At 62.5% G+C, this 15,221-nt stretch carries 11 protein-coding genes; 5 read left to right on the forward strand and 6 right to left on the reverse strand.

What is annotated here, in order from left to right; genetic code table 11:
* Positions 1 to 49 precede the first annotated feature (49 nt).
* The 3 genes from glmS to JOH52_RS16175 are packed head-to-tail and all read left to right on the forward strand — an operon-like array spanning position 50 to position 3,081.
* Positions 50 to 1,876: a glutamine--fructose-6-phosphate transaminase (isomerizing) gene (gene glmS, locus JOH52_RS16165; RefSeq protein WP_010969375.1), complete on the forward strand. Its 1,827-nt coding sequence runs from the start codon at positions 50 to 52 to the stop codon at positions 1,874 to 1,876.
* On the forward strand, positions 1,873 to 2,370 hold the full coding sequence (locus JOH52_RS16170; protein WP_010969374.1) for a GNAT family N-acetyltransferase: 498 nt from the start codon (positions 1,873 to 1,875) through the stop codon (positions 2,368 to 2,370). The genes glmS and JOH52_RS16170 overlap by 4 nt, the downstream gene beginning before the upstream one ends.
* Positions 2,371 to 2,388: 18 nt before the next feature.
* A complete protein-coding gene (locus JOH52_RS16175; protein ID WP_003537698.1) occupies positions 2,389 to 3,081 on the forward strand; it encodes a DUF502 domain-containing protein in 693 nt (230 codons plus the stop codon).
* Between the two features lie 14 nt (positions 3,082 to 3,095).
* On the opposite strand, the gene recG is transcribed toward JOH52_RS16175, so the two are convergent.
* Positions 3,096 to 5,201, reverse strand: a complete 2,106-nt coding sequence (gene recG, locus JOH52_RS16180; RefSeq protein ID WP_010969373.1) for an ATP-dependent DNA helicase RecG — start codon at positions 5,199 to 5,201, stop codon at positions 3,096 to 3,098.
* A gap of 116 nt (positions 5,202 to 5,317) precedes the next feature.
* Between recG and JOH52_RS16185 the strand changes: the two genes are divergently transcribed.
* Entirely contained in the window at positions 5,318 to 5,623 is a 306-nt protein-coding gene (locus tag JOH52_RS16185) for an FAD assembly factor SdhE (protein ID WP_003537695.1), read from the forward strand.
* A gap of 2 nt (positions 5,624 to 5,625) precedes the next feature.
* A complete protein-coding gene (gene mfd / locus JOH52_RS16190) occupies positions 5,626 to 9,141 on the forward strand; it encodes a transcription-repair coupling factor (protein WP_010969372.1) in 3,516 nt (1,171 codons plus the stop codon).
* 399 nt (positions 9,142 to 9,540) lie between these two features.
* Here the strand turns inward: mfd and JOH52_RS16195 are convergent, their stop codons facing one another.
* From JOH52_RS16195 to JOH52_RS16215, 5 genes are all read right to left on the reverse strand, one after another.
* On the reverse strand, positions 9,541 to 9,759 hold the full coding sequence (locus tag JOH52_RS16195) for a hypothetical protein (RefSeq protein WP_010969371.1): 219 nt from the start codon (positions 9,757 to 9,759) through the stop codon (positions 9,541 to 9,543).
* Positions 9,756 to 10,550, reverse strand: coding sequence for an exodeoxyribonuclease III (gene xth / locus JOH52_RS16200; protein ID WP_010969370.1), 795 nt, complete (start codon positions 10,548 to 10,550; stop codon positions 9,756 to 9,758). Before xth ends, JOH52_RS16195 begins: the two co-directional genes overlap by 4 nt.
* A gap of 3 nt (positions 10,551 to 10,553) precedes the next feature.
* Positions 10,554 to 10,730, reverse strand: a complete 177-nt coding sequence (locus tag JOH52_RS16205; protein WP_010969369.1) for a hypothetical protein — start codon at positions 10,728 to 10,730, stop codon at positions 10,554 to 10,556.
* Positions 10,731 to 11,215: 485 nt separating this feature from the next.
* Positions 11,216 to 12,472, reverse strand: coding sequence for an alpha/beta hydrolase (locus tag JOH52_RS16210; RefSeq protein ID WP_014526828.1), 1,257 nt, complete (start codon positions 12,470 to 12,472; stop codon positions 11,216 to 11,218).
* 98 nt (positions 12,473 to 12,570) lie between these two features.
* Entirely contained in the window at positions 12,571 to 14,949 is a 2,379-nt protein-coding gene (locus tag JOH52_RS16215; protein ID WP_017265548.1) for an arylsulfatase, read from the reverse strand.
* Positions 14,950 to 15,221 lie beyond the last annotated feature (272 nt).

Raw genomic sequence — 15,221 nt, forward strand, 5'->3', positions numbered from 1 at the left:
TACATTTGAGCTGATACGCCGCAGGGCGTGAAGAGACGCGGAGAGGGATATGTGCGGGATTGTTGGCATCGTGGGGAATCAGCCGGTATCGGAGCGGCTGGTCGAAGCATTGAAGCGCCTGGAGTATCGCGGCTATGATTCGGCCGGCGTCGCGACGATCGACGCGGGAACGCTGCAGCGCCGGCGGGCCGAGGGCAAGCTGGTCAACCTCGAGAGCAGGTTGAGAGAGGAGCCTCTGGCCGGCACCATCGGCATCGCCCACACGCGCTGGGCAACCCATGGAGCACCCACGGAACGCAACGCCCACCCGCATTTCACTGAAGGCGTCGCCGTGGTTCACAACGGCATCATCGAGAATTTCGCCGAGCTCAAGGACGAGCTGGCGGCAGGAGGAGCGGAATTCCAGACGGAGACGGACACCGAGGTCGTCGCGCATCTTCTGGCGAAATACCGGCGCGATGGACTGGGGCGGCGCGAGGCGATGCATGCCATGCTGAAGCGCGTCAAGGGCGCCTACGCACTGGCCGTTCTCTTCGAGGACGATCCGTCGACCATCATGGCGGCACGCAACGGACCGCCGCTGGCGATCGGCCACGGCAGCGGCGAGATGTTCCTGGGTTCGGACGCGATCGCGCTTGCTCCCTTCACCAATGAAATCACCTATCTCATCGATGGTGACTGGGCCGTCATCGGCAAGACCGGCGTCCATATCTTCGATTTCGACGGCAATGTCGTCGAACGTCCGCGCCAGATTTCGACGGCTGCTGCCTTTCTGGTGGACAAGGGCAACCATCGCCATTTCATGGAGAAGGAGATCTATGAGCAGCCGGAGGTCATCGCCCATGCTCTCGGGCATTATGTGAATTTCATAGAAAACCGTGTCGTTCCGATTTCCGACGCCATCGATTTCGGCAAAGTCCCGAGCCTGGCGATCTCTGCCTGCGGCACAGCTTATCTCGCCGGCCTGATCGGCAAATACTGGTTCGAGCGCTATGCCCGCCTGCCGGTCGAAATCGACGTTGCGTCCGAATTCCGCTACCGCGAGATACCGCTGTCGCCGCAGTCGGCGGCTCTTTTCATCTCGCAGTCGGGCGAGACCGCCGACACACTGGCCTCGCTGAGATATTGCAAGGAGCACGGCCTCAAGATCGGCGCGGTGGTCAATGCCCGCGAGTCGACCATCGCACGGGAATCCGATGCGGTCTTTCCGATTCTTGCGGGCCCGGAGATCGGCGTCGCCTCGACCAAGGCTTTCACCTGCCAGCTTGCCGTCTTGGCCGCCCTTGCGGTCGGCGCGGGCAAGGCCCGCGGAACGATCAGCGGCGAAGAGGAGCAAGCGCTCGTAAAGAGCCTTGCCGAAATGCCGCGCATCATGGGCCAGGTGCTGAACAGCATCCAGCCGAAGATCGAGAGTCTGTCGCGCGAACTGTCCAAATGCCACGACGTCCTTTATCTCGGCCGCGGCACCAGCTTCCCGCTGGCAATGGAAGGGGCGCTGAAGCTCAAGGAGATTTCGTATATCCACGCCGAAGGTTACGCCGCGGGCGAACTGAAGCACGGACCGATCGCCCTGATCGACGAAAACATGCCCGTCATCGTCATCGCGCCGCATGACCGCTTCTTCGACAAGACGGTATCGAACATGCAGGAGGTGGCCGCACGCGGCGGCCGTATCATCCTGATAACCGACGAGAAAGGTGCGGCCGCGTCGAAGCTCGATACGATGCACACGATCGTGCTGCCGGAAGTCGACGAGATCATCGCGCCGATGATCTTCTCCTTGCCGGTCCAGCTTCTCGCCTATCATACGGCCGTCTTCATGGGGACCGACGTGGACCAGCCGCGCAACCTCGCCAAATCGGTGACGGTCGAATGATCATCCGACCGGAAACCGCGGGCGACGCCGAGGCGATCCGGCAGATTACCGAGGCGGCTTTCGCCGGGCAGCCCTATAGCGACCAGACGGAGGCCCGGATCATCGACCGGCTGCGCTCCGAGGACGCGATGACGCTGTCCCTCGTTGCCGAGGAAGAGGGTGAGGTGATCGGCCACATCGCTTTTTCGCCTGTCACGATCACCCCGTTCGCGGTCGGCTGGTACGGGCTCGGTCCCGTGTCGGTGCGGCCGGACTGGCAAGGACGCGGCACGGGGAGCGCACTTGTGCGCCGCGGGCTCGACATGCTGCGCAAGGCGGGGGCTTCAGGCTGCGTCCTGGCGGGCAATCCGGCCTTCTATGAGAGATTCGGGTTCCGCAACGAGCCTGCTCTTGTTTTTCCGGGTTGTGCGCCGCAATATTTCATGGCTTTACCCTTGTCGGGAGGGCTGGTTTCCGGCACCGTCACTTATCATCCCGCCTTCGGAGCGGACTGACGGATCGATGGCAACGGCATGACGGAAAGTTCCAAAAGCGGCATCATCGCGGCCCGGCTGCGCAACTACTTTCTTACCGGGCTTATCATCTGCGCGCCCCTGGCGATTACGGTGTGGCTGGTCCGCTCCTTCATCGAGTGGGCCGACGGTTGGGTGAAACCGTATCTGCCGAGCTTCTATAATCCCGATAATTATCTGCCGATCGCGATCCCGGGTTTCGGGCTGCTCGTCGCCGTCGTGGTCATCACCCTGGTCGGTTTCCTGACCGCGAACCTCGTCGGACGCTCGATTATCAATTTCGGCGAGTCGCTCCTCAACCGGACGCCGCTCGTCCGCTCCATCTACAAGTCGCTGAAACAGATCTTCCAGACCGTGCTGCAGGACCAGTCGTCCTCTTTCAAGAGGGCAGGGCTGATCGAATATCCAAGTCCGGGGCTGTGGTCGCTGGTCTTTATCGCCACGGACGTGAAGGGCGAGATTGCTGCCAGGTTCGACGAGCGCGGCATGGACATGGTGACGGTCTTCCTGCCTCCGACACCGATCCCCACCGCCGGCTTCCTGCTCTTCGTGCCCCGCGACAAGATCATTCCCCTGCAGATGAGCGCCGAGGATGCTGCGAAGCTGCTGATTTCCGGAGGCCTCGTCGCGCCGGATTACAACCCGCTGGCCAATGCGCCCCCGCGTGCGATCAAGCAGCAGGAGAGCGTTTGAGGTCCCGGGGATGATCAGCCGGCCCGCAGGAACCGGATCGCCTCGTCGCGCCGGAAGAGGTAGAGCAGCGTCCTGAGCGCCTGGCCGCGTTCCGACGTCAGTTCCGGATCCCTGTCTATGACATAGGCGGCGTCCTTGCGCGCCATCTCCAGGAGGTCGGCATGCGCCTCGAGGCTTGCGATGAGGAAACCCGGCGTGCCGGACTGCCGCGTGCCGAGAAGCTCGCCTTCGCCGCGCAGCTTCAGATCCTCCTCGGCGATCAGGAACCCGTCTTCGCTTTCACGGAGGACCGAAAGACGCGCGCGCCCTGCTTCGCTGAGCGGGCTCTTGTACAAAAGGATGCAGGTCGAGGCTTCGTCGCCGCGCCCCACGCGGCCGCGTAGCTGGTGCAGTTGCGCAAGGCCGAAGCGTTCGGCGTGCTCGATGACCATGATCGTGGCATCCGGCACGTCAACGCCGACCTCGACGACCGTCGTAGCCACGAGCAAACGGATTTCACCGTTCTTGAAGGCGAGCATGACGGCGTCTTTTTCCGGTCCTGCCATGCGCCCGTGCACCAGGCCGACATCCTTGCCGAACCGTCGAGCAAGGCTCTGGTAGCGCTCATCGGCGGACATGGCGTCGGTCTCCTCGGATTCCTCGACGAGCGGGCAGATCCAATAGGCCTTCTTGCCCTGCCGGAGCGCTGCGTCGAGCCTCTCCACGATCTCGTCCGTCCGTTCGTTCGGAATCGTGACGGTCTGGATCGGTTTGCGGCCCGCCGGCTTCTCCGTGAGCTTCGATACGTCCATGTCGCCGAAGGCGGCGAGCACGAGTGTTCTCGGAATCGGCGTCGCGGTCATCACGAGCATGTGCGGCGAGATACCCTTGGCCGTCAGCCGCAGCCTCTGATGCACGCCGAAACGATGCTGCTCGTCGACCACGGCGAGGACGAGTTGGCGATAGATCACAGCGTCCTGGAAGAGTGCGTGCGTGCCGATGACCAGCTGCGTCTCGCCGGAGGCAATGCGTTCCAGTATCGCGTCCCGTTCCTTGCCCTTCGTCCTGCCGGTCAGGATATCGATCGTGATGCCCGCCGGCGCGGCCATCCTCGAAAGCGTGGCGTGGTGCTGCCGCGCGAGAATTTCCGTCGGCGCCATCAGCACCGCCTGGCCGCCGGATTCCACCGCCGCCAGCATCGCCATCAAGGCCACGGCCGTCTTGCCGGAGCCGACGTCCCCCTGCAGCAGCCGCAGCATGCGGTCGGCTCCGGACATGTCGGCAAGGATCTCGTCGACGGCCGCCGACTGGCTGTTCGTCAAGGAGAAGGGCAGGGCTGCGATTACCGGACCGCTCAACCGGCCGGTCGGATGAATCGGCGTACCGGCGACCTTGCGCAATCGCTGGCGAACGAGGGAGAGCGAAAGCTGCCCCGCCAGGAACTCGTCATAGGCGATCCGGCGGCGCGCCGGCGCCTGCGCATCTATATCGGTTTCGTCCCGCGGTTCGTGCAGGCGCTGGAAGCTTTCTTTGGCGCTCTTGAAGCCCTGTTGGCGCAGAAGTGCCTCATCCAGCCACTCCGGCAGGTCCGGGACGCGCGCCACTGCCGCCTCGATCGACTTGCGAAGGGGCCTCGAGGTCAGGCCTGCCGTCAGCCCGTAGACAGGCTCGACGAGCGGCATGTTCTCCGATTCGGCCGCACGGACCATGTAGTCGGGGTGGACCATGGAAGCCCGCCGGTTGAACCAGTCCACCTTGCCGCTGACGATCACCGTCTCATCGATGGGCAGGGCCTTCTCGAGCCAGTTCCCCCTGACGCGGAAGAAGGTGAGCGCCAGTTCGCCGGTCTCGTCGTGGAGAAAGACGCGATAGGGCACGTTCGATCTGCCACTGGGTGCCGGCTGGTGCCGGTCTACCCGGCCCGTGATGGTAACGATCGCACCGTTTGGAGCATGGGCAATGCCGGGCTGGCGGCGACGATCGATCAGCGAATGAGGGATATGGAACAGGAGATCGACGACGCGGCAGTCTTCAACCGTCTCGCGCCCGAGCAGGCGCGCGTAAAGTTCGCCGGTCTTCGGGCCGATGCCGGGCAATGTGTCGAGGGGCGAAAACAGCGGATCGAGCAGGGCAGGGCGCATAGCAATGAAATTGCGACGATAATTCCGGCTTTGGCAAGGCTGACAACCTGCTTTCCAGCGTTTATAGAGCCCATGATCTCGATCCGCAGAGCGGCGGAGAGCAGGAAGGACATCCCATGACCGGCATTTCGCGCACGAGCGCCGATCTCGACCCGCGTCGGCGCAGGATTCTCTTCCGCGCGTGGCACCGCGGCATTCGGGAGATGGACCTGATCCTCGGCCAGTTCGCCGAGGCGGAGCTCGCCACCTTGTCCGAAGCGGAGCTCGACGAACTCGAAGCGATCATGGGGGAGGAGGACAACGACCTCGTCCGCTGGATCACCGGAGAAAAACCGCTGCCCGAGCGTTATGCGACGGAACTCTTCTTCCGCATCGCTGCCTATCGCCCGGATTTCGACCCGGTTCGCCACGAAACGAAGTAGACATGACGATGATACCTGGCTTCGACCCTAGGAAGATTCTTGCGGCGACGCGGGAAATTACGATCGGCCCGGTGCCCACGGGTGCCGAGGCGCTCGTTCTCGCCGAACTGGCCCGGGCCGGGGCCCCCGTCGCCTATATCCTCTCCGATGGCCAGAAGGTCGCTGACCTCGAACAGGTGCTCGGTTTCGTCGCTCCCGATATCCCGGTCCTGACGCTGCCGGGTTGGGACTGCCTGCCTTACGACCGGGTCTCGCCGAGCGCCGACACCTCGGCGCGCAGGCTTGCCGCGCTGAGCGCGTTGATCGCCCACCGCAGGAAACCGCATCCGGCGATCGTGCTCGTCACCATCAATGCAGCGCTGCAAAGGATCTCGCCGCAGGATGTGATCGAAAGCCTCGCCTTCACGGCACGGCCCGGCAACCAGATCCGCATGGACGACCTTGCCGCCCGGCTGGAGCGAAACGGCTTCGAACGGGTCCCGACCGTGCGCGAGATGGGCGAATTCGCCGTACGGGGAGGCATCCTCGATGTCTATGTACCCGGCAGCGGCGAGCCTTTGCGCCTCGACTTCTTCGGCGACACGCTCGAGGCGATCCGCTCCTTCGATCCCGCAAGCCAGCGCACGATCGGGCAGGTCCGGTCCCTCGACCTCAATCCGATGAGCGAGGTATCCCTGACGCCCGAGACGATCAGCCACTTCCGAAAGCAGTATCTTTCTCTCTTCGGAGCGGCGACGCGCGACGATGCGCTTTATCAGGCCGTGTCGGAGGGACGGCGCTATGCCGGCATGGAGCATTGGCTGCCGCTTTTCTACGATCGGCTCGAAACGGTCTTCGACTATCTCGACGGCTTTCGCATCGTCACCGACCATCTGGCGCGCGAGGCCGCGGCAGAGCGCTCGAAGCTCGTTCTCGACTATTACGACGCACGCCTCGCCTCGGCTTCGCCGGGCAAGTCTCAGGTCACCCAGGGCACGCCCTACAAGCCCGTGCCGCCGGACATGCTCTATCTCACTGCGAAAGGCTTCGGCGAAGCCCTGAATGATCTCAATGCGGTCCGCCTTTCGCCCTTTACCGAACACGAGGGCGAAGCCCGCCAGGTCGTGAACATCGAAGCGCGTCAGGGCCTGCGTTGGGCCAAACCGGCGGGCGAGGCCGACAACGACGGCACGCGCACCAATGTTTTCGATCAGGCCGTGAAGCATATCGCCGAGAAGCGGGCAAAAGGCGCAAAGGTCATCGTGTCCGGCTGGACGGAGGGCTCGCTCGACCGGCTGCTTCAGGTTCTGGCCGAGCATGGTCTCGCCAATATCCGTCCGGTCAAGGCGCTCTCGGATATCGGTTCGCTCAAGCCGGGGGAGGCCGCATCCGCGGTTCTCAGCCTCGAAGCGGGATTCGAGACCGGCGACCTCGTCGTCATCGGCGAGCAGGACATTCTCGGCGACCGTCTGGTTCGCCGCTCCAAGCGGCGCAAGCGCGGCGCGGATTTCATCGCCGAAGTGACCGGCCTCGACGAGGGCAGTTATGTCGTACACGCCGAGCACGGTATCGGGCGCTTCGTCGGCCTCAGGACGATCGAGGCCGCCGGCGCACCGCATGACTGCCTCGAGCTCGTCTATGCGGACGATGCCAAGCTGTTCCTGCCGGTGGAAAATATCGAGCTTCTGTCGCGCTACGGCTCGGAAGGAACCGATGCTGTCCTCGACAAGCTCGGCGGCGTCGCCTGGCAGGCGCGCAAGGCCAAGCTCAAGAAACGGCTGCTCGACATGGCCGGCGGCCTCATCCGCATCGCTGCCGAAAGACATACGCGCCATGCGCCGGTCCTTGCGGCGCAGGACGGGGTCTATGACGAGTTCGCCGCCCGCTTCCCCTATGACGAGACCGAGGACCAATTGAACTCGATCGATGCCGTCCGCGACGATCTCGGCCGCGGCCGGCCCATGGACCGCCTCGTGTGCGGCGATGTCGGCTTCGGCAAGACAGAGGTGGCGCTGCGTGCCGCCTTCATCGCGGCGATGAACGGCGTGCAGGTCGCCGTGGTGGTGCCGACGACCCTGCTTGCGAGGCAGCACTTCAAGACCTTCTCCGATCGTTTCCGCGGCTTGCCGATACGGATACAGCAGGCCTCACGGCTGGTCGGCTCGAAGGATCTGGCGCTCACGAAGAAAGAGGTCGCCGAAGGCAAGACGGACATCGTAGTGGGCACGCACGCGCTGCTCGGCTCGTCGATCAAATTCGCCAATCTCGGCCTGCTCATCATCGATGAGGAGCAGCATTTCGGTGTCAAGCACAAGGAACGCCTGAAAGAGCTGAAGACCGATGTGCACGTCCTCACGCTCTCGGCGACGCCCATTCCGCGGACGCTGCAGCTTGCCCTCACCGGAGTGCGCGAATTGTCGCTGATCACGACGCCGCCGGTCGACCGCATGGCGGTGCGAACCTTCATTTCGCCCTTCGATGCTTTGGTGATCCGAGAGACGCTGATGCGCGAGCACTACCGCGGCGGCCAGAGCTTCTATGTCTGTCCGCGCGTGAGCGATCTTCCGGAAATCCACGATTTCCTGAAATCCGACGTGCCGGAACTGAAGGTTGCCGTGGCGCACGGGCAAATGCCGGCGACCGAGCTCGAAGATATCATGAACGCCTTCTACGAGGGGCGCTACGATGTGCTCCTCTCGACGACGATCGTAGAGTCCGGTCTCGACGTGCCGACCGCCAACACCCTGATCGTGCATCGTGCCGATATGTTCGGCCTCGCCCAGCTCTATCAGCTGCGCGGTCGGGTAGGGCGCTCCAAGGTCCGCGCCTTCGCGCTCTTCACCCTTCCCGTCAACAAGACGTTGACCGGGCCGGCGGAACGGCGCCTCAAGGTTCTCCAGTCGCTTGATACGCTTGGAGCCGGGTTCCAGCTCGCCAGCCACGACCTCGACATCCGCGGAGCGGGCAACCTGCTCGGCGAGGAGCAGTCCGGTCACATCAAGGAGGTCGGCTTCGAGCTCTACCAGCAGATGCTGGAGGAGGCGGTCGCCGAGCTCAAGGGCGAAGAGGAGATCCACGATACCGGCTGGTCGCCGCAGATATCGGTCGGAACGCCGGTGATGATCCCCGAAGAGTATGTGCCGGACCTCAATCTGCGGCTCGGCCTTTATCGGCGCCTGGGTGAACTGACCGACCTCAAGGAGATCGACGGCTTCGGTGCGGAGCTGATCGACCGTTTCGGGCCGCTGCCGACGGAGGTGCAGCACCTCCTGAAAATCGTCTACGTCAAGTCGCTCTGCCGCACGGCGAATGTCGAAAAGCTCGATGCGGGGCCGAAGGGCGTCGTGGTCCAGTTCCGCAACAAGGAATTTCCCAATCCCGCCGCGCTCGTGGGCTACATCGCGAAACAGGGAACAGTCGCCAAGATCCGCCCGGACCAGAGCATTTTCTTCCAGCGCGAGCTCGCAACTCCGGAAAAACGCCTTTCCGGCGCCGCGATGGTGATGACGCAGCTTGCAGCGCTCGCAAAGGCCGGTTGAGATACATCTTGAGTTTCTGGCGGCAGCTGCGAGATCGCTGATGGCGTTGAAGCTCTGGCCGGTTTTGTCGGCGCGGAGGTCGGTGCGGACAAGGTTGCCGAGCGCGTCGGTCAGAGCGGGGAGGACTGCAATCTCTCCTTCTCATCTCTGTGCTTGTCCCAGAGATGAGAGCAGCGCCGCGTCCGTGGCGCGGGGAAGAGTTCTTCCAGCCCAATAACTTGGGCTGGCTGGATTCCTGTGACGAGCACAGGAATGAGGAGATCAAACAAGCCGCGGCGGGTATCCCGAATTTCAACAGAATCCGCCGCGTGCTGCTGCGTCAGATCGCGATCACCAACTTCATAAACCCGTGCTGACCGGCGACACCGTGCCGGACCATTCTCGAAGTCTCGTTCACCCTTAGTCGGCGGCGGGCCAATTGTTGGACGGTTCTTCGATGACCTGCTCGCTGATGTCGTCGGCGGGATCAGGGTCTCGTTCGTAGGCGAGCCGAAGCTGTCCAATCTCGTCAAGAATGGCGGCGTAGACATCCCGTTGGCGCGCGCCGGCAACGACAGCGGCGTCGACCAGTTTTTCCAGTTCGAGGCGCAGCTCGGCGCGCCAATCATTCATCGTCATTGATCTTCCTCCGCAGGTCCATCCGACAGTTCGATCCAGGCCGGTGCGTGATCGCTCGTGTGCTCCCATCCCCGGACATGCCTGTCGACCCCCGCAGCCGAAAGCCTCAAGGTGACATGCGGGCTGAGCAGGAGGTGATCGATGCGAAGGCCGGCATCCCGCGCGAAGGCATTTCGGAAGTAGTCCCAAAAGGTGTAGACGCGTTCCCCGGGGTGAAGCTGCCGGAGGGCATCCGTCCAGCCCTGTTCAAGCAGGCGATGATAAGCGTCTCTGACCTCGATGCGGAACAGCGCGTCGTTCACCCAACGCTCCGGTTTGTAGACATCGAGTTCTGTCGGCATGACGTTGTAGTCGCCAGCGAGGATCACCGGCACGTCGAGTTCCAGCAGCTCTGCCGCGTAAGCCGTCAGCCTGTGGAACCATGCCAGCTTGTATTCGAACTTCGGGCCCGGATAGGGATTCCCGTTGGGCAGATAGAGACAGCCGATCACCATGCCCTCGACCGCTGCCTCGATATAGCGGCTATGGGTATCGTCCGGATCACCGGGAAGGCCCTTGCGCGTCAGCGTCGGCTCCCTGTCTCTGGCGAGGATCGCCACGCCGTTCCAACTCTTCTGGCCGTGCCAAATCGCCCCGTATCCGGCAGCCTCGATGGCTTTCACGGGGAATTTCGGGTCTGGTGCCTTGAGTTCCTGAAGGCAGACGACGTCGGGTGACGCCTCCTCCAGCCACCGCAGCAGGACACCCAGACGGCCATTCACCCCGTTGACGTTATAGGTGGCGATCTTCACGGCCTAGTTCTTGCGATCGCCCTTGTCGCCCTGGCCGGGCTTGGCATCGTGCTTCGCCTTCTGTTTCTTGTCCGACGACAGGGAACGGCCGACATCCACCGAATGTTTGAACTTCCCGCTTTCGTCGCGCCGCACGTAGCGCTTGTCGGTCCCGGTATCGATGAGTTCGCGCTTCGACATCACTGCCTCCATTCGTCAGGTCGCCCGACAGAACGCACGGAAAGCCGAAAAGTTACAAACCGCTGGCCGCGGCGCGCGAGATGAGCTTCCCACCAGGAGCGTGAACAGAGCCTTTCAAGGCAAGTTCGGCGGCGCGACGAAATGGTAATACGCCCATACCAGAAACAAACCCGCTATCAACGCGAGCCAGGTGAGTGCTTTCCGTTGCATCGGGCCGACCGACCTTGGCTCCTGCTTCGGTTTCGGTCGTTCAAACTTAATGATGTTGTCGTCGCTCATATGATCCCATTGGTCTGGCGGTGGACCTCATAGCAGTCCACCTTCTTGTCGCAGCCGATCTGCAAAGCCTACCCTAATCAAGACTCCCCGCAAAGCGCTCGGGCCATCTCTATCGATAAGGGAGCGAAGGCGGCGCTGCCGGGCTAGAGGTTGCAGTGCACGGACCTTGCCAGGCTCTCCTCCCTGCACGCAATGTCGGCCGTGTTTCATCTCGTTGCGCCGGATGGCTCGGCGAGTGCCTCGACGTGGTGGACGTAATTCCGCCGCGTGTTCTGATCGACAATGGCAGCGGGAGCGGCAACGACCAGTCCCGCCGCTGTTCCGACGGTATGGGCGGCCCCGGCGGTCGCAGCGACGATATGGTCGCCGAGTCCCAGGCGACTGTCGGTCAAGGTCTGGCCGCTGGACAGGCGGCTGCCGATCAGTCGTACGATTTCCGGCGACTCCGCAAACTTGGTGTGATGCAGATTGTCGCCTGCCTTGATTTTGGTGAGGTCGACGACGGTGATCCCATTCGCCGCCAACTCCTCCTTGTAGGGCGACTGCTCCGGATCGATCGCTCCCAACCGGGAGACATTTCCCCAGACGCGGCGGGAAACGGCGAGTGCACGGTCGTCGCGCGAGACGAAGAGTGTAAAGCGCGGCCGTTGCTTGCCCATGTCGGCGATCTGCGATCCGAAGACGTCGACGTCGACGTCCGGCGCCGCCAACATGACATTCCTGAACTTCGCCGGCAGGCCGTCGTTGCGAATGGCCATCTGGCGCAGGGACTCGAGCGCCAACCAATTGCCCATCGAATGTGCCAGGATCGATACTTCCTTGACCTCGGGATCACGCGCCAGATACTGGAAAAGGCGTTCTACTGCGTTGCGGGTGTAGTTGGTGCTTTCGCGATCGTAGCCATAGGCCAGCAGGCTCCCGCGCGACGGCCACGTCGCGAGCACCGGAACGCTGCGCGCGCCCGAGTCGTGGATGATCTGCGCGAAGCGGAAGACCGCATCCTCGAAGTGGTTGTTGAACCCATGGATGAATACGAGGACGCTGCCGTCCGGGCTCTTGCGCACATGCGTGTTCAACCATTTCTCCGCCGCACCGCGATCGACTTCCACCGCCTTCAGTGTTGCGAAATCCGTCTCGGGATTGGGTGGAAGCTTGCTCGGCCAAGCGACTTCACCGGCCTTGCGAACGGTATCGGGCGGAATCGACACCGTCATTTCCGCAAATGTCGGGCTGAGCGCACGCTCGCCGCTGAACATCTCGCCCGGTTTTTCCGCCCGGCTTCGGGTGGTCGTGACCAGCATCTCGACTTGGGCGGCTGACGGATTGGCCGCTACCGGCTCGAGGACCCCTGTCGGGCGGCCCGCACATCCGTAGAGCAGCACAAAACTCCAGGCGGCGCACGCCAAAAGCGGCCGTATTGGTGGTACGCCGGCTTTGGCGTTCCGGGCGAGGTGCCGCTTCAATCCAATCACTCCTGTTGAATGCCGTGTGTACGCCGGCGGAAAGTGGAGCGGCGAACTGGGAGTTCGCCGCTCCTCCGAGCGACCAGCGAGACCGATGCTTACTTCAGATATTCGACTTTCAGGCTTTCGATCTTGCCGTTGAAAGCAAACGGCTTGCGGTCGAAATACGCAAGGGCGACTGGAGAATAACTGTCTTTGCCCACGTCGAAGGCGTCGTTGGCGGTAAAGGCAAGTGGAGCGGAACGCGGCACGTGTCCTTTGGCCACCTCTTTGCCATCGATGCGGATAACGACGTCTAGCGGTGCAGCGTGATCGCTGCTGACCTTACGTGTTTCGACCTCGATGTTGACCTTGCCGCTCGGCAACGGATCGGAGGATTCGAGACGCGTCCGCTCTATCTCGAACAGGTTGTACTCGTAGGTGAGCTTGCCGTTCTCGACCCACAAAGCGACCCCGCCCGAAAAAGCCCCCAGAGCATACAACACGCCTTCGGAGTCCGGCCGCAATTCCGCCTCGATGGTCACAAGGTTGCTGCGGGCTCCGACTTTCGGTGCCGTGAACTCGGGAACACCGACCACGTCTTGGGTGAATTGGAACTCGGTCGCGGGATTGGACGGCGCATCTTCAGGATGGAAGACGGCAGACCACAATCCTCCCCCGACCGGGAACACCTTATTGGCTTCGGCCTGCACGCCAAACGCCCTCTTCAGCGCCTCGACCTTTTCCGGATGATCGGCCGCGACGTTCTTTGCCTGGGAGTAGTCCTGGCTGAGATCATGGAGTTCCCATAGGTCATTATCCGGCGACCATTTGAAGATGGCGGGATCGAGGCCGGCCTTCCATGGTATCCGGGGTCCGAAGACGGATGCGATCCACTCGTCCTGATAGATGGCACGGCTGCCCATGATTTCGAAGTACTGCTCCTTCTTTTGGCCCGACGCCTCGGGAGAGTCGAAGGTGTAGGTCATGCTGACACCATCGAGGGGATCCTGGCTGATGCCGTCCACGAGCTTCGGCGGCTGGATGTCCAGGACGTCGTAGATCGTGGGTACGATGTCGTTGAGATGATGGAACTGGGAGCGCGGGGTCTGGTCGGGTTTGATTTTACCTGGCCAGGAGACCACGAGCGGCGTTCGCGTGCCGCCGAAATGGGCCGCGACCAGTTTGGTCGACCGGTGCGGCGTGGAACCGGCCCATGCCCAACCCGCATGATACATGTTATCGGCCTTGGGTGATCCGAGTACGTCCATCCCGCCCAACTCGTTCATCGCACGAATGTGGTCCTTGATCTCGGTGCGGATGCCGTTCTGCGCCAGAAGTTCGCTGATGGTGCCATTCTGGCCCTCCGCGCTGGACCCGTTGTCGCCCCAGACATAGAAGATCAGGGTGTTGTCGCGAATTCCAAGTTCGTCGAGGGCCTCGAGCAGGCGCCCGGCCTGAACGTCCGCATGCTCCGTATAGCCGGCAAAGACTTCCATGAGCCGGCGCTGGAACGGCTTCTCGTCTTCCGGAATATCCTCCCATCCTGACAGCGTATCCGGACGGGGCGTCAGTTGCGTGTTCTGCGGTATCCATCCGAGTTGTTTTTGGCGGGCATAGATGCGTTCTCGCATGGCATCCCAGCCGTCATCGAATTTGCCTTTGTACTTGTCCGCCCAGTCCTTGAAGATGTGATGCGGACCATGCGCGGCGCCGGGCGCCCAGTACATGAAGAAGGGCCGGTCCGGCGTCAGCGCGTGCACCTGCTTCATCCATATGACCGCCTTGTTGGTCATATCCTCGGTGAAGTGGTAGCCTTCCTTCCCGTGAGACGGGTCGACGCGAACGGTGTTTTCGACCACTGCGGGCTCCCACTGCGAGGACTCTCCAGCAAGGAAACCATAGAAATAATCGAACCCGATACCTTCGCCCGCGGGCCAGTCCGTATATGGCCCGACGGCTGTCGTTTCATTGGCCGGGGTGTTGTGCCACTTGCCGAATGCTGCGGTCGCGTAGCCATAATAGCCAAGGACTTTCGCGACGGTGGCGGAGGTGCGTGGTATCCTGCCGGTGTATCCGTCCCAGTCGTTCGCCAACTCGGCGATCTGGCCGTTCCCGACCCGATGGTGATTGCGCCCGGTCAGCAATGCCGCCCGCGAGGGAGAACACATGGCGGCATTGTGGAAGCGATTGTAGGACAGTCCGTCTTGCGCAAGCCGGCTCAATGTCGGCGTTTCGATCACTCCGCCGAAGGTGTCCGGCAAGGCCGGACCAACGTCGTCGAGCATGATGACGACGATGTTCGGAGCATTCGCGGGGAGATGCGGCTGCGCGGGCAATGGACTGTAAGTGGACTGAGCTATTGTCGGGCCGGCCTTGCTCCCTGAGGGCTTCGGCGGAAAAGGCAGCGATTCCTGAGCCGTTGCGGGCGCTCCCAAAAGCAGGATTGCCGTGCTTAGCGCCAACAAACGTATTCTCGCGAGCTTAGGTGACTTCATGCGACCCTCCTGGTGCCGACAACGCATCTGAACCCTGCGTGATATGTCGACGTGTCTATCGGGTCGGCATGCCGCACACCGGCGTGCCGACGGACCCAGCCGCCGGCGCAAACACCGGCCGCCGTGAGTTCACGACGCGTAATGTCCATTCTTCCCTCCAGCAAAAGATTAAGTCCAACGCGATGTACTGAATTGGCGAATGTAAACGGCCACGCTCCGCCCGTCGTATATTGCTGGCGAGCCTTCCCAAACGGTTGCATACTGCTATAGTG

Source organism: Sinorhizobium meliloti (assembly GCF_017876815.1).
Classification (GTDB): Bacteria; Pseudomonadota; Alphaproteobacteria; order Rhizobiales; family Rhizobiaceae; genus Sinorhizobium; species Sinorhizobium meliloti.